The sequence below is a fragment of the Burkholderia stagnalis genome (assembly GCF_039848545.1).
Taxonomy (GTDB): Bacteria; Pseudomonadota; Gammaproteobacteria; order Burkholderiales; family Burkholderiaceae; genus Burkholderia; species Burkholderia stagnalis.
The window spans coordinates 2,827,561-2,845,722 of sequence record NZ_CP156686.1 but is presented as its reverse complement, the minus strand read 5'-3'; the positions used below and the strand labels follow the sequence as shown (position 1 = coordinate 2,845,722).

The window sequence follows — 18,162 nt, the reverse complement described above, 5'->3', positions numbered from 1 at the left end:
CCGGGATCGCCCGTCAGCCTGTCGAATACACAAACAAGACAGCGCGCGATGAATCACGCGTTGGCGACCATTGCCGCGCCTAGTGCTGCGTCTCCGGCGCCAGCGAATTGCTCGGCAGGAGCGCAACCAGCGCGCAGTTGCTCGGCGCGGCCTTCCCGCCGAAGCGGTCGTAGAGCCACGGCAGCATCCCGGCCACCCACGGCACGATGGCCCCGGCGTGTTCAAGCGGATACTCGGTGTACACCACCGGCACGCCGCTCGCGCAGAACTTCTGCGCCAGCGCGCGCACGTCGTAGGCCAGCATCACGCCGTCGCCCACCTGGCTGCTGAACGTGCCGTCCAGCACGCCTGCCGTTCCCTGGCCGATAAACATCGGGATCGTCGGCGACGCGGCCAGCCCGGCATTCACCTTGTTCGCATACGTCACATACGCCGGAATGCTGTTGATGTCGTTCGCGTATTGCGGCTTGAACAGCGTTCCCCAATGCAATCCCGAGTACCGCGGCAGGATGTAGGCCAGCGACTGGTTCTGAATGTCCTTGAATACGGCGACGCCGGTGTCGCTGAGATAAGGCGTCAGGTCGAAGTCGTAGCCGCGCGACAGCCCGGCGAGCGCAGCCGCGGCGACGCCGCCCCAGACGATGCTGCCGTTGACGTAGCGCAGGTTGTGGGCGGGGTCGACCAGCACGCCCCCTTCCGCCGCGCCGACGAGTTGCCGGTTGACGTCCGGCGCGTAGCTCGGCGCCAGTTGCGCGGCCCAGTTCGTCGCGATCGCGCCGCCGGAATAGCCGATCATCGCCACCTTGCTGGACGGGGCCAGCCCGGTCGACGGCGTATTGAGCGCCGCGCGAATCGAATCGAGGGTCGTCATGCCGTATTCGGGACCGGCGGCGAAATCCGCCGTCTGGCCTTCCGTATCGGGCACGATGATGTTGTAGCCGAGCAGCAGCAGCGTCGACAGCGGGATGGATTCCGCACTGTAGAGCAGTGTCCCCGCGTTGGTGACCTTCGTGATGTCCCGATCCCCGGCGATCACCCGCGACGGCTCGTCGTAAGGGTTCAACGAATCGTAGGCCGACTGGTACGAGATGGCGCGGCCGTTGCCGGCCGGGCTGCGGATGACCGACGTCACGTTGACGACGGGCTGGTTGCGCGCGTTGTTGGTGCGATACAGCAATTGCTGCGCGGTCAGCGCGGTCGGGATGCCGGCCACGTGATAGGTGACGTTTCGCGTCTTGAGCACCGTGCCCGGCGGGATCGATGCAAGCGGCGTGGTGCCGGTATAGGTGTAGAACGAATCGGGCTCGGCCGGCGCGCCGGCGCTGGCCGGCGATGCGGCAACGGCCAGCAGCATGGACACGGCGGCCGCAACAGTCATCAAACGTCTGGAGGACATCGGAGGTCGTCCTTGTGTGAGTTCGTTCGCGATGCGTCGTTTTAGTAGGAGTGCAAACCGGATGAATTGAAGCACAACAGGCGCGCGGCGGAGGGCGTTTTCGGTTGTTTGAAGGGAAACGTCTAAATACCGGGGCAATGATTCGAGTCGACAGGTCGGCGAAACGACGGCCGGCATCAAACGCCTTTTTGAAACGATCCCGGGTGTCTCACGACTCGCGAGGCCATGCGAACGCCCTGGCCGTTCGGCCGACTGCCCACGCGCGGCCGAAGTGCCGTACGATCACGGCTGCCCGGTACCGCGGCGCGCCGTCGTTCGATGCGGTCGCGCGGGTGCCGGCCCGCCGACCCATCCGACATGCCACGATGACCGTATCCGAACTGCTCCGCGCCATCCGCCAACCCTATGCCGACCTGCTCGCGAAAGCGGCCGCGCAACCGGCCGCTTACGTCGAACCGGCCTACCGGCAGGCCGACGGCACGCTTGCCACCGAAGGGCCGCTGGCGCTGCCGTGCCGGGCCGACATCATTCCGGCCGAAGGCGAATCGGCGGGCCGGCCCGGGATGATCGATTCGGTCACGCAACTGGAATTCGAGCCGTTCGCGTTCGAGCTCGATACGGCTGCCGTGTCGATCCGCCCGTTCGTGTGGGACTGGGCCGCGATCGAAGCCGACGGCCTCGACGAACGCGCGGCGATCGACGCATTCAAGGCCTGGTTCTTCGCGTGGTTCGACGCCGACGACGAAAACGCGCCGGGCGAGGACGGCCTGCACGGCATCGTCCACTACCTGTCCGAACCGGCGCGCACCGAACAGGGGTGGCGCGTCAACGCGGATCTCGGTTCGGCGCCCGAGACGGCCGTCGAGGATCTGCTGTTCCGGCTCGTCGATGCGGGCGCGACGCGGATCGTCGTCGCATGAAACTACCGGTTCCGATTGCGCTGTTGTTCGCGCTGCACGCAGGCGTCGCGGATGCCGCGCCGCGCATCGTCTACCAGGGCACGCTGCAAGGCGCTGGCGAAGTCGTGATGGAACTCGACAGCCGGCCGGCGGCGGACGGCACGATTTCGGGCCGCAGCTCGATGCGCCGTTTGCAGCGCTGACGCCGATCCTGAAACCGGGCGGATCGCGCTATCTCGTGCCGGGCGTCAAGCTGCCATGAAGCGTCGCCGGCACGGTGTCAGGAAGCGCCGCCCGGCGGATCGACTTCGATCCCCAGTTCCGCCGCCATCCGCTCGACGAGCGACTGCAACCGCGCGACTTCGTCCGCGAGGCGCTTCTGCTCGGCCTTCAGCGCCTCGAACTCGGACGGCGGCACCGAATCGGCCCCGCCCGCCTCCTGCGCCGCGAAGTCGCTCACGCTCACCTCGCCGCACATCAGGTGCGTCCAGCGGTTCTCCCGCGCGCCGGCCGCACGCGGCAGCTTCACGACGAGCGAAGGCTCGCGCGTCGCCAGCTCCTCCAGGAACGCCTCGACCGACGAGATATCCGCGAAGCCATGCAGGCGCGCGGTGTTCAGGCGCAGTTCGGCGGCCGTCTGCGGGCCGCGCAGCAGCAGGATCGTCAGCAGCGCGACGGCCTGGCTCGGAATGCCGAGCACGCGGTTCACGTTGTGTTCGAAGCGCGGCACGCGGCTGCTGCTGCCTTCCATCACGAGGCTCAGATGCTTCAGCCCGTCGATCGCGGTCGTCACCTCGGCTTCGGTCACGTTCATCACCGGTGCGCGCGCGGTCTTCTGGTTGCAGCCGGCGGTGAGCGCGTTCAGCGACAGCGGGTACGTGTCCGGCACCGTGTGCTGTTTCTCGACCAGCACGCCGAGAATGCGCGCTTCGAGCTGCGTCAGCTCGCGCAAGGGGCGGGGCGTAGGGGTATCCGGAGTGGTGTTCATGGTGGCGTCGCGGCGTGCTGCGGGTGAAAGGGAAGCGGATCGCCGCCCGGCAGCGCGCCGGGCGGGCGAGCCATATGATAGCCGGTGCCGCGCCGCCGGGGCGTGCGGTCGCATGTCGCGTTACGTCGGCGCCTCGGCGGCCGGCCGGTACCCGACGCGTAATGACCACGCGAAGCCTGCGATGCATCGCACTCGTCCCAATCGCTGCAGTCGCCCAGCCGCCGCAGTCACCGCAGTCGCAGTCGCAGTCGCAGTCGCAATCGCAATCGCAATCGCAATCGCGGCGATTATTGCGCGCATCGTGTCTTTCGCGATCCCGGCATGCGCAGGATTCGCCGCAGTCGCCGCGTTTGTTTCACCTGTCGAATTTGCCGCACCTGTCGAGCGCACAGTTCTGCCAGCTTGGAAGCGCCGCGCACGGTGACTACACTCTGTGCGCACGTTGATCATTCGCCACCTGACAGGAGAACGTTATGCCAGACAAGCAGTCCGTCGCACCGGAAAGCACCGCATTGCGCGTCGCACTGTGGCGGGCCATGCACACGGAGGTCGATGCGCCGCCGTACGTGCTCGAGGACGACATCGGCCTGCAATTGATCGCGCCGGACGACGACTGGCGCGATCGTCCCGACATGCACCCGCAGGGCACGCGCGGCTTTCGCGCATCGGTGATCGGCCGTGCGCGCTTCATCGAGGATCTGGTCGCCGAGCGCGCCGAACATGGCGTCGCGCAGTACGTGCTGCTCGGCGCGGGGCTCGACACCTTTGCGCAGCGCCGGCCGGGCCTCGCGTCGAGCCTGCGGGTGTTCGAGGTGGACCAGCCGGGCCCGCAGGCCTGGAAGCGGCAGCGCCTGATCTCGCTCGGCTTCGGCGTGCCGGATTGGCTGCATCTCGTGCCGGTCGATTTCGAGGCCAGCGATTCGTGGTTCGACAAGCTGGTGGCGGCGGGTTTCGCGACCGACCGGCCGGCGGTCGTCGCGTCCACCGGCGTGACGATGTACCTGAGCCTCGACGCGATCAAGGCGACGCTGCGGCAGATCGCGTCGCTCGCGCGCGGCACGACGCTCGCGATGACGTTCCTGCTGCCCGTCGAACTCGTCGAGCCGGAGGATCGTCCGGTGTATCAGGCCGTCATCGATCGCGCACGCGAAGCCGGCACGCCGTTCGTGAGCCTCTTCAGCCCGGAACAGTTCGTCGCGCTCGCGCGCGAAGCGGGTTTCCGCGACGCGCATTGCGTGATGCCGGCCGATCTCGAGCAGCGCTATTTCAGCGGACGAAGCGACGCGTTCCGGCCGATCGACGGCGAAGTGTTCCTCGTCGCGACCGTCTAAGCCGCGCACCGGCGCCCGCGTTTGCGCGCGGCGGGCGCCGGCGCTACGATACGGCTTCGCCGGGATCGTCACGACGCGTCGCGGCAGCCGCTTGCGGCGGCCCGCCGCCGCGATCGATCGTCCATCACGCCATCGCCGCCCGCACCGCCTTCCGCGCCGCGGCGCACCCTGCCTCGTTCAACCCCCATCCGCTTTTCATCGACATGGCCAATTCGTCCGCTTCTTCCACGACCGTTCGCGCAATCGTCACCGGCCACACGCGCGGCCTCGGCGCCGCGCTCGCCGCGCAACTGCTGCAGCGGGGCATCGCCGTGCTCGGGCTGTCGCGCAGCCGTCATCCGTCGCTCGGCTCGCCGGCCGGCGAGCGCTTCGCCGAAGTCGAACTCGACCTGTCGAACCCGGCGCAACTCGAAGCCTGGCTCGCCGGCGACGCACTGGGCCGCTTCGTCGACGGCGCGTCCACGGTGCTGCTGTTCAACAACGCGGGCACCGTCGAGCCGATCGGCCCGCTCGATGCGCAGGATCCGGCCGCAATCGCGCGCGCGGTCGGCCTGAGCGTCGCGACGCCGCTGATGCTGTCGAGCGCGCTCGCGAAGCTCGGCGCCGACACCACCGAGCGCCGCATCGTGCACCTGTCAAGCGGCGCGGCGCGCAACGCGTACGCGGGCTGGAGCATCTACTGCGCGACCAAGGCCGCGCTCGACCATCACGCGCGCGCCGTCGCGCTCGACGGCACGCGCGGGCTGCGCATCTGCAGCGTCGCGCCCGGCGTCGTGGATACGGGCATGCAGGCGACGATCCGCGCGACCGGCACGGAGCACTTCCCGATGCGCGAGAAGTTCGAGCAGCTGAAATCGACCGGCGCGCTCGCGACGCCGGAAGCGGCCGCGCGGCAGCTGATCGACTACGCGCTGAGCGATGCGTTCGGCAGCGCGCCGACGGCGGACGTGCGGGAGCTGGCGGCCGGATAAGCCGCGCGCTGCCGCCCATCACCCTTCGAGCCGCTTCGTCCAGTCTTCGACCGTTCGTTCCGTGCGGCGCCGCTCGAGCATCTTGCGCCAGCCGGGCGGCAGCGTCTCGATGCCGCCCAGCGCGTCGAGCGCCGCCGTGTCGAGCGTGCGCCGGTACAACACGTCGAGCACCGCCGACAGCGGCCATTCCGGATGGGGCCGCGCATGCAGCGCCAGCACCGCGCCCGGCTCCACCCACCCTTCCTCCAGCACACGGTAATACCATCCGGTCCGTCCGCTTTGCTGCACGAGCGCGGCCATCCGCGGATGCTCGAAACGCGCATTGAGCTTCCAGCAGGGTTGCCGGGACTGCGATAGCTGAAGCACGGCGCCGCCCAACGTGAAGACGTCGCCGATGCAGACGTCGCGCTCGGTCATGCCCGACGTCGACAGGTTCTCGCCGAATGCCCCCGGTTGCGCGAGCACGTCGCGCGCGCCGATCTGCATGGACCACCACGCATAATGGTCGAACGCGTAGTGATGGACCGCCTTGTCGGCGCCGCCATGATGCCGGCGGTCCGCCTGCTCGTCGCCCGCGAAGCCGAGCGCGCCCAGCCACAGGCGCGCCGGGGCAGGCCGCTTGGCGATCGCGCTCGCGTGGGGCGTACCGGCCAGCGGCCGGCTCGCCCCGACGAGCACGGCCCCGATGCCCGCCCCGATCGCCGGATGCACGTCGCGGCTCACGCCGGCAGCGCAGCGAGCAGGCGCGCGAGTTCGCGCGTCCTGTCCTCGCCAAGCGGCAGCAACGGCTTTCTCGGTTCGCCTGCGTCGAAGCCGCGCAGGCGCAATCCGGCCTTGACGGTAACCGGCAGGCCGCCGCTGACGACGAATTGCAGCAGCGGCAACTGCGCGTGGAAGACCTCGCGCGCCTGCGCCAGGTTGCCCGCCCGAACGGCCTCAACCAGCGCAAGCGGCAGGCGCGCGTTCAGGTTCGGCGCGGCCGTGCACCACCCGGCCGCGCCCGCCGCCAGTGCGGCGAGCGCCATCGGGTTGCTGCCGTTGTAAAACGGAATCGCCCCGTCGCTCAATTGCGCAAGTCGGTGCATCCGCATGATGTCGCCCGTGCTCTCCTTGACCATCGTGACGTTGTCGACGGTGCGGCAGATCGTGGCGATCAGCTCGGGCGACATGTCGACGCCGCTCGTCGCCGGGTTGTTGTAGAGCATGACCGGAATGCCGATTGCATCGCCGATCGCGCGATAGTGGCCGACGATCTCGTCGTTGCTCAGTTTCCAGTACGACACCGGCAGCACCATCACCGCATCGGCGCCGGCCTGCTCGGCAAAGCGGGCGCGGCGCACCGCGCCTGCGGTGGTCAGGTCGGAGATGCCGACGACCGTCGGCACACGTTTGCGAACCGCACGAATCGACGCGTCGGCGACTGCGTCCCATTCGGCGTCGGACAGGTACGCGCTCTCGCCCGTGCTGCCGAGCGGCGCGATGCCGTGAACGCCATCGGCGATCAGACGCTCGATCAGCGCTTCAAGCGCTTTCAGGTCGACGCCGCCGTCGGCGGAAAAAGGGGTAACCGGGTAGGCAATGATGCCTTGCAGAAGGATTGACACGATTTGTACTCCAGAATTAAAAACCAATGCGGATCGCTTGCGGCGACGGTTCAGGCGACGCAATCGGGATGCGTGCGAAGCGCGCGGCGGGCGTAATAGTCGAACGTCACGGCATCGCGCTTCGGCTTCGAGATCCAGTCGTGCGCTTCCCGCGCCAGCGCCGGCGGAACCGGCCGAATCGTGCCGGCCGACATCGCGAGCAATTGCAGCTTCGCGGCCCGTTCGATCAGCAACGCGAGCACGCAGGCTTCCTCGATCGTCGTGCCGACCACGAGCTGGCCGTGGTGCGACAGCAGAATCGACCGCTTGTCGCCGAGCGCCTTCGAAATGATTTCGCCTTCCTCGTTGCCGACGGGCACGCCGGGCCAGTCTTTCAGGAACGCGCAATCGTCGTAGAGCGGGCACGTATCCATGTGCGATACGACGAGCGGCTGCTCGAGCATCGACAGCGCCGCGACATGCGTCGGATGCGTATGGATGATGCAGTTCACGTCGGGGCGCTGGCGATAGATCCACGTATGAAACCGGTTGGCCGGGTTCGGAATGCCTTCGCCGTCGACGACCTCGAGATCCTCGTTCACCCGCAGCAGGTTCGCGGCCGATATCTCGTCGAAACCGAGCCCCAGCCGCTGCGTATAGTAGGTGCCGGCTTCATCCGCGCGGCAGGTGATCTGTCCGGCCAGGCCGGAATCGTGGCCCGCGTCGAACAGGATCCGGCACGTGAGCGCAAGCTTCTGCCGCACGGTCCAGCCGCTCTCGCCAATCTCGTTCTCGAGACGCCGCTCGGCGAGCGCAACGAGCGCCGCCTTCGGCAACTGCAATGTTTCTGCCATATGGCCTCCTCAATCGAAACGACGTGCGCCGTCATGCGCATCCGTTTGCGCGTTGCGTTTCGCGCATGCGCTCGGCAACACGGAGTGGATTATATGACACATTGTGTCATGCGTTACAATCGGTTTTTTAAAAGAAACCTGTGCCCATGACGATTCGCCTGAAGCTGCTGAGAAAGCAAAAGGGCTGGACGCTCGATGTGCTGGCCGATGAGACCGGCCTCACCAAGAGCTATCTGTCGAAGGTCGAGCGCGGCTTGAGCGTGCCGTCGATCGCCGTTGCGCTGAAGCTGTCGAAGGCGTTGAACGTCGATGTCGAGCAACTGTTCTCGGAACGCCACAATCGCGAGCTGATCACGGTGACGCGCGCGGACGAGCGCGCCGCGCCGGGCGGCAGGTCCGCCGGGCATGCGCACGCGTTCGAAAGCATCGCGGCCGGCGTCGCGCCGAAGAAGATGCTGCCGTTCATCGTCCGTCCGCCTCACGAATTCGCCGCGTCGACGTCCCGCGAGCATGACGGCGAGGAATTCCTGTTCGTGCACAAGGGGCGTGTCGAAATCGAGTTCCCGAACGAGACGCTGCAGCTCAAGGTGGGCGACTCGGTCTACTTCAATGCGCTGATTCCGCACCGCACGCGAAGCCTCGGCGCAACGCAGGCGGAGATTCTGGTCATCGTGAGTCACGAAGACTAGAATCGTCGCTTCTCCCGCCCAAGGACTCCCGATGGTCAAGAAGACCGCCGCGCCGTTCCAGCAAATCAAGTCGCGTGTGCGCCGGAACATTGCGTCCGGCGACTGGCATCCGGGGGATCGCATCCCGTCCGAGCTCGAACTCGCCGCGCAGTTCGGCGTCGCGCGCATGACGGTGAACCGCGCGCTGCGCGAGCTGACCGACGAAGGGGCGCTTAAGCGCATCGCGGGCGTCGGCACCTTCGTCGCCGAGGACAAGCCGCAGTCGAACCTGCTGATGATCGCGCACATCCGCGACGAGATCCGCGCACGCGGCCATGAATACCGCTGCCGCGTGCTCAGCCGCGCGCGCGAGCCCGCGTCGTTCGACGTCGCGGCCGCGTTCGGCGTGCCGGTCAACGCGCCCGTGTTCCACGTGATCTGCGTGCACGAGGAAAACGGCCGGCCGATCCAGCTCGAGGATCGCTACGTGAACCCCGCCGCCGCGCCCGGCTTCATCGACCAGGATTTCGAGCACGAGCCGCCGTCCGAGTACCTGTACAACAACGTGTCGCACTACGAACTGGAAATCGAGCATGTGGTCGACGCGTCGCTGCCGACGCAGGAACAGGCGCAGCTGCTCGACATGCGCACCGGCGAGCCGTGCCTGACGCTCACGCGCCGCACCTGGACCGACGGCCTGCCCGTCACGCTCGTGCACTTCCTGCACCCGGGCAATCGCTACCGGCTCGGCTCGCGCTTCAAGCCGGGCGCGGGGCACAAGCAGGCCTGATCGGCCTCCCCGCGCGCGCCGTTCGGCCCGTGCGACAAAACAGCGCCTGCTCCAGCTCGGAACAGGCGCCGCTGCGTTTGCGCACCGCGCCGGCGGATCAGATCGCCGCCACCTGCCCCGCGTCGCGCGACCACACCACCGGGAACAGCGGATGCGCCATCGGCGCGCCGTCCGCGAGCGTGTCCGCGAGCCCGGGGAAATCCGGCGACGTCTTCCAGCGCCGCGGCGCATGGCGGATGTCGTCGCCGATGAAGCGGATCGAGAACGCGCGCCGGCGGTTCTGCGTGCCGCCCGACGCATGCAGCGTGAGCATCCGGAAGCACACCATGTCGCCCGGCTCCAGCGCCCAGTGGCGCAGCGGGAACGCGGCGCGATCCGCTTCGATGTCGGGCAGGTCCGCGAGGCTGCCTTCCGGAAACCACTTCGCCTCCTTGTCCATGAACGTGCGCGGCATCAGCCACGGCCCGCGGTGCGAGCCGGCGACGAATTCCAGCGTCGATTCGAGCGGCACCGGGTCGACCGGAATCCACATGCTGACGTTGTCGTCGCCTTCGATGTTGTAGTACGGCTGATCCTGGTGCCACGGCGTGCGCTGCCGCGTGCCGGGCTCCTTGACGAGCAGGTGGTCGTGATGCAGCCGCACGGTGTCGCCGCCCATCAGCGCCGCCGCGACGGACGGCGCCGGCGAGCGCGCGATGAAATCGCGGTACGCGTCGTTGTGCTGCCAGTTGCAGAAATCCTCGAAGAACCAGCCGGGATCGTCGGGCCGGCTCGCGACTTTGGCGCGCGCGCTCGGGCGCGCGAGGTTGTCGTCGATGCCGGCCTTGAGCGTCGCAATCTCGTCCGGCGAAAAGATGCCCTTGATGCAAACCGCGCCGTCCGTGCGGAACGCGTCGATCAGCTCGGGCGTGACCGCGTGCGCGACGCGGTCTCGAATACTCGTGGTCATGGCTTGCCTGTCGGTCGGGTGAATCACGGATGGGTTGAAGGGGCGCATCGCGGCCGCTGTCACGGTTTCGCGCCGTAGATGTCGAAGTCGAAATACTTCGCGGCGATCTTCTGGTACGTGCCGTTCGCGCGAATCGCGACGATCGCCGCGTCGAGGCGCTGCTTCAGCTCGGCGTCGCCCTTGCGCAGCCCCATCGCGACGCCGTAGCCGGTGATGCGCACGTCCGTCACGTCGGGGCCCGCGAACGCGAAGCCCTTGCCGCGCGGCGTCTTGAGGAACGAATAGCCGGCCTGCGTCTTGTCCTGGAAGGTCGCGTCGAGGCGGCCGTTCACCAGATCCTGATACACCTGGTCCTGGTTCTGGTACGACACGATCGTCACGCCCTTCGGTGCCCATTCGGCCTTCGCATACGCCTCCTGCGTCGTGCCCTGGTCGATGCCGACCCGCTTGCCGGCGAGCGACGCCGCACTCGGCAGCAGCTTCGAGCCGGCCGGCGCGACCAGCGCGGCCGGCGACGCGTACAGCTTGCCGGTGAAATCGATCTGCTTGAGCCGCTCGTCGGTGGCCGTCATCGCGGACATGATCACGTCGAACTTGCGCGCGCGCAGCGCGGGAATGATGCCGTCGAAGCCCTGCTCGACCCACACGCATTTCGCGCGCAGCTGCTCGCAGATCGCATTGCGCAGGTCGATGTCGAAGCCGGCCAGCGAACCGTCCGGCTGCTTCGACTCGAACGGCGGATAGGTGGGATCGATGCCCCAGCGGATCGTCGCCGCGTCCTGGGCGAACGACATGAGCGGCGCGAACGCCAGCGCGGTGACGAGAAGCCTTGCGGTCCGGTTCATGGCAGATCCTCCTGAATCTCGACGCAGCGGGCGGCCGCCCGGGCGTCCGGTTGAAGCGGCGCGACGGCGGGCCGGCGCGGGGCGCGAACGACGGGGACTTCGGTGGAACTGCGATGCAGTCTAGACTGCTCAATTTTCGAGCGCAAGCGGCGAATTTACGTTCTGCTCGGCCAGTGAACGCAGCCTTGTTCACGAGATGACTCGATTGCAGCCTATACAGCAAACGACAGATGTGCAGCACCCTCTGCCCACGGCATGCTAAAAGTCGTCGCACGCATTGGAAAACGAAATACTCCACTTCACTGAAGTGCAAAAAATGAATAGACCCCTGTTCGACCTCGACCTGCTGCGGGCGATCGTGATGGTCGCCGATTGCGGCAGCTTCACGACCGCGTCCGCGCGGCTCCATTCGACGCAGTCGACGGTCAGCCAGAAGGTCCGGCGGCTGGAGGAGATCGCGGGGCACCGGCTGCTCGACCGCGGCACGCGCGACGTGCGGCCGACCGACGCTGGCGTCACGCTGCTCAGCTATGCGCGCCGGATGCTCGCGCTCAACGACGAGATGCTCGAGGCGCTGTCGGGCGCGACCGTCGCGGTGACGATCCGGCTCGGCGTGCCCGACGATTTCGCGGCGGGCCGCACGACGCATGCGCTCGCCGCGTTCAAGCGCCAGCATCCGCAGGTGAAGCTGGAAGTGACCTGCGGGCTGAGCCGCGACGTCAGCGCCGCGTACGACCGCGGCGATCTCGATCTCGTGCTGATCAAGCAGCGACGCGACAGCCGCGAAGCGGTCGTGCGCTGGCCCGAGAAACTGAAATGGATCGACAGCGCGAAGCATCCGTCGATCGACCTCGACCCGGTGCCGATCGTCACGTTTCCGCCGCGCGGGCTGTATCGCGACGACATGATCAAGGCGATCGAGGAACGCGGCCGCCGCTGGCGGATCAGCTTCTCGACGTCGAGCCTGAGCGGCATCCAGGCCGCGGTCGCCGACGGGCTCGGCATCAGCGTGCTGCCCGCGCGCGCGGTCACGGCCGAACACGTCGTGCTGACCGCGAAGCAGGGCTTCGCGCCGATCGAGAACATGGACATCGCGATCCTGCATCGGCCCACCGCCGACCCGATGGTCGTCGAGCTGACCAAGGCGCTCGCCGCGATGCTGGAGCGCGAGCGGCGCTAGGTGTGGAGAGTCAAGAGGTTGTTTCGCGGCGTGGGGATTCGGGACACGGGAGGTTGGCAGCCGATGCCGTGGTGAGGGCGGTGCCAGTTGTAGAAGTGAATCCATGCAGGCAAGGCCGCGCGAAGCGCCGCCTCATCGCGCGAACCGCAGCCCCGGCGTGAACTGCGCGCCCGCGTCGCTTTCTCCGCGCCGCACGACCCGGCGTTCCGCCGGCGCGCTCGCGTCCGCTGCTGCCGCTGCCGCTGCTGCTGCTGCCGCCGCCGCCGCCGCCACCGCCGCCGCCACCGCCACCGCCACCGCCACCGCCACCGCCGCCGCCGCTGCCGCCACCGCCGCCGCCACCGCCACCGCGTTCGGCGCGCGCAGCGCAACGAAGGTCGCGTCACAGCCCGCTGCAAGCCCGTAGCGTTCCTGGCCGATCACGCGCGGCCAATCCAATGTTGCGATGCCGCGCATCCGATTTCGCGATGCGATCGCCGCCACCCGGACATGCCCGGAAATTCTTGCCGATGTGCCGCCCCGCGCGCCGCCGGCCGTCCAGGATTTACACGGCAACAGACTTTACACGTTGTTACCCGGCGGCCCCGGACGCCCATGCGGCCATTCCTTATACTCACGCCGAGTTCGCCACCCCGTCTGACGATCCCCACGGCGAACACGTTGCCGATGCAGGAAACCTCATGAAGCGCATGCCCTCCACGAAGACCATTCTGTTCGCCTCGCTCGTCGCCGTGGCGGCGCTCCCGCTCACGGCCTGCGTCGCACCGGGCTACGGCCCGTACGGCGCGCAGGGCTATCCGCAGCAGCAGTACGCGACGCCCGGCTACGCGCAGCCGGCCTATTCGCAGCCGGGCTACGTGCAGCAGCAGCCCGCGTATCCGAACCAGGCGCCGTCGCCGTACGACTCGCAATACGGCAACCAGTACGGGAACAACCAATACGGGAACCAGAACCAGTACGGCAGCCAATACGGCACGCAGTACGGCACCATCGCGAACATCCGCCCGGTGAGCAGCGCGGTCGCGCCGGCGGGCATCGCCGGCACCGTGGTCGGTGCGCTGATCGGCGGCGTGCTCGGCAACCAGATCGGCGGTGGCCGGGGCCGCGACGCGGCAACCGTGATCGGCGCGCTCGGCGGCGCCGTCGCCGGCAACCAGATCGGCCAGCAGATGGGCGCGCAGCAGGCGCCGAGCGGCTACCGGATCGACGTGCAGGTCAACGACGGTTCGACGCGCTCGTTCGACGTGCCGACGCCGGGCGACCTGCGCCCGGGCGAGCGCGTGCGGATCGACGGCAACCAGCTGTCGCGGTATTGATCGCGCGCCGGCGCCGCGCACGGCAGCGCGTGACCGGCGCCTGCGCGCGGCATGACCGCGCGGTGCACCACCCTCACGCGCGCTCGGCCTCGAGCGCGATCTGCGTGGACTGCGCGGCCGACTGCAGGCTCACTGAACGCCGGTAGATCACCGTCAGCACGGCGATCGTCACCGCACCGACGATCAACAAGCCGCGCGTCTCCGGGTCGATGCCCAGCATCACGAACACGAACCCGACGAACCCGAGGCACACCCACGACGTGACGCGCGCATACGGCATGCGGAAGCTCGTCGTCACGCCGCGCGCGGCCATCACGCGGCGAAACCGCATGTGCGTCAGCACGATCATCGCCCACGTGACGAGCACCTCGAACGACAGCAGCGACATCAGCCAGCCGAACACGCGCGCGGGCACCACGTAGTTCAGCAGCACCCCCACCGACATGCACGCGATGGTCAGCGCGACCGCGCGCGACGGCGAGCCGCTCGCGCTCAGCCGCGCGAACGGCGCGGGCGCGAGACCGTTATCCGCGAGGCTCACGAGCATGCGCGCGGCGCTGAACACGACACAGTTGAAGCTCGACAGCGCGGCCGTCACCACCACGAAGTTGACGATGCCCGCCGCCTGCCGCAGCCCGAGCGCCTCGAAGGTCGTCACGAACGGGCTGCCGTGCGCGCCGAGCCCGGTCCACGGATAGAGCGCCATGATGATGAACATCGCGCCGACGTAGAAGATCAGGATTCGCCACAGCACCGCGTTGATCGCGCGCGGGATCACCTTCTTCGGCTCGCGCGCCTCGCCGGCGGTGAGGCCGATCATCTCGACGCCCGCGAACGAATACGCAATGATCGGCAGCGCGCTCACGAGCCCGAGCACGCCATGCGGAAACACGCCGCCGTGCCGCCACAGGTTCGACAGGCCGACCGGCACGCCCTGGTGGCCGATCCCCGTGAACACGATCAGCGCGCCGCCCGCGATCATCAGCAGGATCGTCGCGACCTTGATCAGCGCGAACCAGAACTCGAGCTCGCCGTATGCCTTCACGTTGAGCATGTTGAAGCCGGCGATCGCGGCGATCGACGACACGACCCAGATCCATTGCGGCACGTCGGGAAACCAGAAGCCCATGTAGATGCCGACCGCGGTGGTCTCCGCGACGCCCACGCCGACCATCAGCAGCCAGTAGTTCCAGCCGACCAGGTAGCCCGCGAACGGCCCGAGGTATTCGAATGCGTACGCGCCGAAGGAGCCCGCCACCGGCTGGTGCACGGCCATCTCGCCGAGCGCGCGCATGATCAGGAAAATCATCCCGCCGCCGATCAGGTAGGCCACCAGCACGCCCGGCCCGGCCGCCTTGATCGCGGACGCCGAGCCGAGGAACAGGCCGACGCCGAGCGCCATGCCGAGGGCCATGAACGAAATCTGGCGCGCGCTGAGGTCGCGCCGCATCGTGTTCTGTTGCATGTTGTCTCCAAACGTTGATCGTCACGGCCCGCCGGTTGGGTCGGCCGCTGGACAGGCGGCCCGGATCGTGTCCGGGGCGCGCCCTGCTGCATTGCGCGGCGCCGGGGTCAGCGGCCGCGCAGGAAACGCTCGACCCGGAACGGCGCCGGATCGACGAACGGGGGCGTGCCCATCATCAGGTCGGCCACCAGCCGGCCCGTCACCGGGCCGAGCGTGAAGCCGTGATGCGCATGACCGAAGGCAAACCACAAATCTCGATGGCGCGGCGCCGCGCCGATCACCGGCAGCATGTCCGGCGTGCACGGCCGGCGGCCGAGCCACGGCACGCCGTCGACGCGCGCGCCGAGCGGAAACAGCCGGCGCGCGACCGGCTCGACGGCCGCGAGCTGGGCCGGCGTCGCGGGCGTGTCGCGCAGGCCGAGTTCGGCGCCCGTCGTCAGGCGGATGCCGCGCGTCATCGGCGCGATCAGGAAACCGCTGTCCGCGTCGAGCACCGGCCGGTTCAGGCGCGCGCCCGGCTGCGCCGCGTAGTGCATGTGATAGCCGCGCTTGACCGCGAGCGGCAGCCGGTAGCCGAGCCGCTCGCACAGCAGGTCCGACCATGGGCCGAGCGCGACGACCGCCGCGTGCGCGTCGAGCGGGCCCTCGGCGGTGTCGACGCGCCAGCTGTGGCCCGGGTCGTGCGCGAGCGTCAGCGCGTCGCCGGTCACGATGCGCCCGCCGAGCCGCTCGAAGTGCCGCGCGTACGCGGTGACGAGCGCGTGCGGGTCGCGGATCGAATCGGAGCCCGTGTAGCGCAGCGCGCCGATCAGTTCCTTGCTCAGGAACGGCTCCGCGTCGCGCAGGCCCGCGGCGTCGAGCGCGTCGAAGGTCACGCCGTATTCGGCACGCCAGCGTTCGGCGTTGCGGGTTTCCGCATCGCGGGTCGCCGCGCGGCGGAACACCTTGAGCCAGCCGCCGTCGCGCAGCAGCGCGCCCGCGCCCGCCGCGTCGATCAGCGCGCGGTGTTCGGTCACGCAGTGTTCGATGAGCGGCGCGTATGCGCGCGCGATGGCGGCGTGGCGCGCGGGGTGCGAATTGCGCCAGTAGCGATACAGGAACGGCGCGAGCTTCGGCATCGCCGCGGCGTGATAACGGACGTCGGGCGAGCGGTTGCACGCGTACTTGAGCAGCGTGCCGAAGCCGCGCGGAAACGCGTACGGGTACACGCCCTCGCGCTGGATCAGCCCGGCATTGCCGAACGAGGTTTCGTTGCCGGGCGCCTTGCGGTCGACGAGCGCGACCGACAGGCCGCGCTGCTGCAGGTGGACGGCAACGGACACGCCGATCATGCCGCCGCCGAGGACGAGCGTATCGAACTTCATCGGAAGGAACTCCTCGAGGCGCGTGGCGCCGGGCTCAGGCAAGCGCGGTCACGGCGATTTCGACGTCGAGGCCCGGCTTCATCAGCAGCGCCTACACGCACGCGCGGGTCGGCGCATGGCCGGCCGGCACCCACGCGTCCCACACCGCATTGAACGCATCGAAGTGCGCGGCGTCGCTGAGCCACACGTTCGCGGTGACGACGCGCGTCTTGTCGACGCCGGCCGCCGCGAGCAGCGCGTCGATGCGCGCGAGCACTTCGCCCGCCTGCACCGCGATCGACGCGCCGGGCGAGTCGGGCACCTGGCCGGCGAGATGGACGAAGCCGTTCGCGATCACGACCTGGCTCATGCGCGCGTTGGTCTGCAGACGCTGGATTTCACTGGACATCGAGGGCACCTTCGAGAAGCCGGCCGCGGCGGGCCGGCGGGATGACGGGGCACAGGGTGGCGGCGCGCGGCACCGGTTGCCGCAGAGATTCGCGCCGCCCGATGCTAGAGTGGCCGTCACGCCCACCCCGGCGATTTCGACGAAAATTATCATATACGAGAAAATTACATCTCGCATACGATAAAACCCGTAGCTACGCTGCACGCGCATCACGCCGAGTTTCCGATGTCCAAAGCCACCGCCCCCGTTCCGCCGGCGCCCGACGCCGAACCGCCGCGCCTCGATCACCGGACGGTCGGCGCGCGGCTGCGCGACGCGCGCAAATCGCGCGGCCTGACGCTCGCGCAACTTTCCGAGCGCTCGGGCATCGCGGTATCGACGATCTCGAAGGCCGAGCGCGGCGACATCGCGCTCACCTACGACAAGTTCGCGGCGCTCACGCATGCGCTCGCGCTCGACTTCGACGCGATGTTCGGCCGCGCGGCGCCGGCCGGCGCGATGCAGCCGAGTTTCACGCCGGCCGGCCAGCAGGTGGTGTACGACACGCCGAACTACGCGTACGGGATGCTCGCGAACGACCTGACCGGCAAGCGGATGGTGCCCGTGCGCGGGCGGATTCACGCGCGCAAGCTGTCCGACTTCGCCGACTACATCCGGCACAGCGGCGAGGAGTTCGTGTTCGTGCTGAGCGGCGAGCTGGAGCTGCGCTTCGAGAACGGCCAGTCGTTCCGGCTCTCGGCCGGCGACAGCCTGTATTTCGACAGCTCGGTCGGGCACGTGTACCTGAGCCTCGGCGACACCGATGCCGAGGTGCTCGCGTGCTGCGTGGACGGCGAGGCCGAGCGGCCGCACGACGCGATCTGATGCGGGCGCGGCGTTGCGTGGTCGTCGTGTCATCGCGTGTCATCGCGTGTCATCGCGTGTCATCGCGTGTCATCGCGTGTCATCGCGTGTCATCGCGTGTCATCGCGTGTCATCGCGTGTCATCGCGTGTCATCGCCAAGTCATCGCCAAGTCATCGCCAAGTCATCGCCGAGTCGTCGCCGAGCCATCGCGAGCCATCGCGAGCCATCGCGAGCCATCGCGAGTCATCGCCGAGCCATCGCCGAGTCATCGCCGAGCCATTGCCGAGCCATCGCCAAGTCATCGCCGAGTCGTCGCCGAGTCGTCGCCGA

The 18,162-nt window shown here is 68.5% G+C and carries 20 protein-coding genes and 1 pseudogene; 9 read left to right on the top strand and 12 right to left on the bottom strand.

Going from position 1 to position 18,162, the window contains the following annotated elements; translation table 11 throughout:
* Positions 1 to 79: 79 nt before the first annotated feature.
* Positions 80 to 1,396 carry a lipase family protein gene (locus ABFO07_RS29455; protein WP_347469175.1) on the bottom strand — a complete coding sequence of 439 codons (1,317 nt, stop codon included), beginning with the start codon at positions 1,394 to 1,396 and terminating at the stop codon, positions 80 to 82.
* A gap of 365 nt (positions 1,397 to 1,761) precedes the next feature.
* On the opposite strand from ABFO07_RS29455, the gene ABFO07_RS29450 reads away from it, so the two are divergent.
* Together ABFO07_RS29450 and ABFO07_RS29445 are read left to right on the top strand one after the other, a co-directional pair.
* Entirely contained in the window at positions 1,762 to 2,316 is a 555-nt protein-coding gene (locus ABFO07_RS29450) for a hypothetical protein (RefSeq protein ID WP_347469174.1), read from the top strand.
* Positions 2,313 to 2,498, top strand: a complete 186-nt coding sequence (locus ABFO07_RS29445) for a hypothetical protein (RefSeq protein WP_059907732.1) — start codon at positions 2,313 to 2,315, stop codon at positions 2,496 to 2,498. Before ABFO07_RS29450 ends, ABFO07_RS29445 begins: the two co-directional genes overlap by 4 nt.
* A 77-nt stretch (positions 2,499 to 2,575) precedes the next feature.
* On the opposite strand, the gene ABFO07_RS29440 is transcribed toward ABFO07_RS29445, so the two are convergent.
* Complete coding sequence (locus ABFO07_RS29440) at positions 2,576 to 3,283, bottom strand: YceH family protein (RefSeq protein WP_059801190.1); 708 nt, start codon at positions 3,281 to 3,283, stop codon at positions 2,576 to 2,578.
* A gap of 473 nt (positions 3,284 to 3,756) precedes the next feature.
* Here ABFO07_RS29440 and ABFO07_RS29435 point away from each other — a divergent pair, with 473 nt between their 5' ends.
* Positions 3,757 to 4,614, top strand: a complete 858-nt coding sequence (locus tag ABFO07_RS29435; RefSeq protein WP_059801188.1) for a class I SAM-dependent methyltransferase — start codon at positions 3,757 to 3,759, stop codon at positions 4,612 to 4,614.
* Positions 4,615 to 4,817: 203 nt separating this feature from the next.
* Positions 4,818 to 5,585: an SDR family oxidoreductase gene (locus ABFO07_RS29430; RefSeq protein WP_060148828.1), complete on the top strand. Its 768-nt coding sequence runs from the start codon at positions 4,818 to 4,820 to the stop codon at positions 5,583 to 5,585.
* Between the two features lie 18 nt (positions 5,586 to 5,603).
* On the opposite strand, the gene ABFO07_RS29425 is transcribed toward ABFO07_RS29430, so the two are convergent.
* From ABFO07_RS29425 to ABFO07_RS29415, 3 genes are read right to left on the bottom strand one after another with little or no spacing between them, the layout of a single operon-like run.
* The gene (locus tag ABFO07_RS29425) at positions 5,604 to 6,308 is read right to left on the bottom strand and encodes an MOSC domain-containing protein (RefSeq protein ID WP_060148827.1); all 705 of its coding nucleotides are present in this window, start codon (positions 6,306 to 6,308) and stop codon (positions 5,604 to 5,606) included.
* Positions 6,305 to 7,189 carry a dihydrodipicolinate synthase family protein gene (locus ABFO07_RS29420; RefSeq protein WP_060017834.1) on the bottom strand — a complete coding sequence of 295 codons (885 nt, stop codon included), beginning with the start codon at positions 7,187 to 7,189 and terminating at the stop codon, positions 6,305 to 6,307. Before ABFO07_RS29420 ends, ABFO07_RS29425 begins: the two co-directional genes overlap by 4 nt.
* 50 nt (positions 7,190 to 7,239) lie before the next feature.
* Positions 7,240 to 8,022, bottom strand: coding sequence for an aldolase (locus tag ABFO07_RS29415; RefSeq protein WP_059879208.1), 783 nt, complete (start codon positions 8,020 to 8,022; stop codon positions 7,240 to 7,242).
* 146 nt (positions 8,023 to 8,168) lie between these two features.
* On the opposite strand from ABFO07_RS29415, the gene ABFO07_RS29410 reads away from it, so the two are divergent.
* A complete protein-coding gene (locus tag ABFO07_RS29410) occupies positions 8,169 to 8,711 on the top strand; it encodes a helix-turn-helix domain-containing protein (protein ID WP_059565055.1) in 543 nt (180 codons plus the stop codon).
* A 31-nt stretch (positions 8,712 to 8,742) separates the two neighbouring features.
* Complete coding sequence (hutC, locus tag ABFO07_RS29405; RefSeq protein ID WP_059996545.1) at positions 8,743 to 9,480, top strand: histidine utilization repressor; 738 nt, start codon at positions 8,743 to 8,745, stop codon at positions 9,478 to 9,480.
* A 97-nt stretch (positions 9,481 to 9,577) separates the two neighbouring features.
* Here the strand turns inward: hutC and ABFO07_RS29400 are convergent, their stop codons facing one another.
* Both ABFO07_RS29400 and ABFO07_RS29395 read right to left on the bottom strand, forming a co-directional pair.
* Positions 9,578 to 10,429: a phytanoyl-CoA dioxygenase family protein gene (locus tag ABFO07_RS29400; RefSeq protein WP_059879204.1), complete on the bottom strand. Its 852-nt coding sequence runs from the start codon at positions 10,427 to 10,429 to the stop codon at positions 9,578 to 9,580.
* Between the two features lie 59 nt (positions 10,430 to 10,488).
* Positions 10,489 to 11,274, bottom strand: coding sequence for an ABC transporter substrate-binding protein (locus ABFO07_RS29395; protein WP_059907737.1), 786 nt, complete (start codon positions 11,272 to 11,274; stop codon positions 10,489 to 10,491).
* Between the two features lie 316 nt (positions 11,275 to 11,590).
* On the opposite strand from ABFO07_RS29395, the gene ABFO07_RS29390 reads away from it, so the two are divergent.
* Complete coding sequence (locus ABFO07_RS29390; RefSeq protein ID WP_059959782.1) at positions 11,591 to 12,454, top strand: LysR family transcriptional regulator; 864 nt, start codon at positions 11,591 to 11,593, stop codon at positions 12,452 to 12,454.
* Here ABFO07_RS29390 and ABFO07_RS29385 read toward each other — a convergent pair.
* Both ABFO07_RS29385 and ABFO07_RS29380 read right to left on the bottom strand, forming a co-directional pair.
* A pseudogene (locus ABFO07_RS29385) lies at positions 12,451 to 12,573 on the bottom strand (IS481 family transposase); the annotation flags it as partial. The gene ABFO07_RS29390 and the pseudogene ABFO07_RS29385 overlap by 4 nt on opposite strands.
* A gap of 13 nt (positions 12,574 to 12,586) precedes the next feature.
* Positions 12,587 to 12,877, bottom strand: coding sequence for a hypothetical protein (locus ABFO07_RS29380; RefSeq protein WP_196482050.1), 291 nt, complete (start codon positions 12,875 to 12,877; stop codon positions 12,587 to 12,589).
* Positions 12,878 to 13,134: 257 nt separating this feature from the next.
* On the opposite strand from ABFO07_RS29380, the gene ABFO07_RS29375 reads away from it, so the two are divergent.
* The gene (locus tag ABFO07_RS29375; protein ID WP_059801175.1) at positions 13,135 to 13,770 is read left to right on the top strand and encodes a glycine zipper 2TM domain-containing protein; all 636 of its coding nucleotides are present in this window, start codon (positions 13,135 to 13,137) and stop codon (positions 13,768 to 13,770) included.
* 73 nt (positions 13,771 to 13,843) lie between these two features.
* On the opposite strand, the gene ABFO07_RS29370 is transcribed toward ABFO07_RS29375, so the two are convergent.
* The 3 genes from ABFO07_RS29370 to ABFO07_RS29360 all read right to left on the bottom strand — a co-directional run bounded on the left by ABFO07_RS29370 (position 13,844) and on the right by ABFO07_RS29360 (position 16,987).
* Positions 13,844 to 15,235 carry an amino acid permease gene (locus ABFO07_RS29370; protein WP_347469172.1) on the bottom strand — a complete coding sequence of 464 codons (1,392 nt, stop codon included), beginning with the start codon at positions 15,233 to 15,235 and terminating at the stop codon, positions 13,844 to 13,846.
* Between the two features lie 107 nt (positions 15,236 to 15,342).
* Positions 15,343 to 16,599, bottom strand: a complete 1,257-nt coding sequence (locus tag ABFO07_RS29365) for an NAD(P)/FAD-dependent oxidoreductase (protein ID WP_347469171.1) — start codon at positions 16,597 to 16,599, stop codon at positions 15,343 to 15,345.
* Between the two features lie 91 nt (positions 16,600 to 16,690).
* Positions 16,691 to 16,987 (bottom strand): RidA family protein, encoded by a 297-nt coding sequence (locus ABFO07_RS29360; RefSeq protein ID WP_347469170.1) that lies wholly within the window; start codon positions 16,985 to 16,987, stop codon positions 16,691 to 16,693.
* 225 nt (positions 16,988 to 17,212) lie between these two features.
* Here ABFO07_RS29360 and ABFO07_RS29355 point away from each other — a divergent pair, with 225 nt between their 5' ends.
* Positions 17,213 to 17,851, top strand: coding sequence for a helix-turn-helix domain-containing protein (locus ABFO07_RS29355; RefSeq protein ID WP_059565045.1), 639 nt, complete (start codon positions 17,213 to 17,215; stop codon positions 17,849 to 17,851).
* Positions 17,852 to 18,162 lie beyond the last annotated feature (311 nt).

Coding starts and splice junctions, on each gene's coding strand:
- ABFO07_RS29355 (WP_059565045.1), top strand. CDS start 17,213: ATGTCCAAAGCCACCGCCCCCGTTCCGCCGGCGCCCGACGCCGAACCG.
- ABFO07_RS29400 (WP_059879204.1), bottom strand. CDS start 10,429: ATGACCACGAGTATTCGAGACCGCGTCGCGCACGCGGTCACGCCCGAG.
- ABFO07_RS29370 (WP_347469172.1), bottom strand. CDS start 15,235: ATGCAACAGAACACGATGCGGCGCGACCTCAGCGCGCGCCAGATTTCG.
- ABFO07_RS29390 (WP_059959782.1), top strand. CDS start 11,591: ATGAATAGACCCCTGTTCGACCTCGACCTGCTGCGGGCGATCGTGATG.
- ABFO07_RS29445 (WP_059907732.1), top strand. CDS start 2,313: ATGAAACTACCGGTTCCGATTGCGCTGTTGTTCGCGCTGCACGCAGGC.
- ABFO07_RS29455 (WP_347469175.1), bottom strand. CDS start 1,396: ATGTCCTCCAGACGTTTGATGACTGTTGCGGCCGCCGTGTCCATGCTG.
- ABFO07_RS29415 (WP_059879208.1), bottom strand. CDS start 8,022: ATGGCAGAAACATTGCAGTTGCCGAAGGCGGCGCTCGTTGCGCTCGCC.
- ABFO07_RS29440 (WP_059801190.1), bottom strand. CDS start 3,283: ATGAACACCACTCCGGATACCCCTACGCCCCGCCCCTTGCGCGAGCTG.
- ABFO07_RS29435 (WP_059801188.1), top strand. CDS start 3,757: ATGCCAGACAAGCAGTCCGTCGCACCGGAAAGCACCGCATTGCGCGTC.
- ABFO07_RS29395 (WP_059907737.1), bottom strand. CDS start 11,274: ATGAACCGGACCGCAAGGCTTCTCGTCACCGCGCTGGCGTTCGCGCCG.
- hutC (WP_059996545.1), top strand. CDS start 8,743: ATGGTCAAGAAGACCGCCGCGCCGTTCCAGCAAATCAAGTCGCGTGTG.
- ABFO07_RS29375 (WP_059801175.1), top strand. CDS start 13,135: ATGAAGCGCATGCCCTCCACGAAGACCATTCTGTTCGCCTCGCTCGTC.
- ABFO07_RS29360 (WP_347469170.1), bottom strand. CDS start 16,987: ATGTCCAGTGAAATCCAGCGTCTGCAGACCAACGCGCGCATGAGCCAG.
- ABFO07_RS29410 (WP_059565055.1), top strand. CDS start 8,169: ATGACGATTCGCCTGAAGCTGCTGAGAAAGCAAAAGGGCTGGACGCTC.
- ABFO07_RS29365 (WP_347469171.1), bottom strand. CDS start 16,599: ATGAAGTTCGATACGCTCGTCCTCGGCGGCGGCATGATCGGCGTGTCC.
- ABFO07_RS29430 (WP_060148828.1), top strand. CDS start 4,818: ATGGCCAATTCGTCCGCTTCTTCCACGACCGTTCGCGCAATCGTCACC.
- ABFO07_RS29450 (WP_347469174.1), top strand. CDS start 1,762: ATGACCGTATCCGAACTGCTCCGCGCCATCCGCCAACCCTATGCCGAC.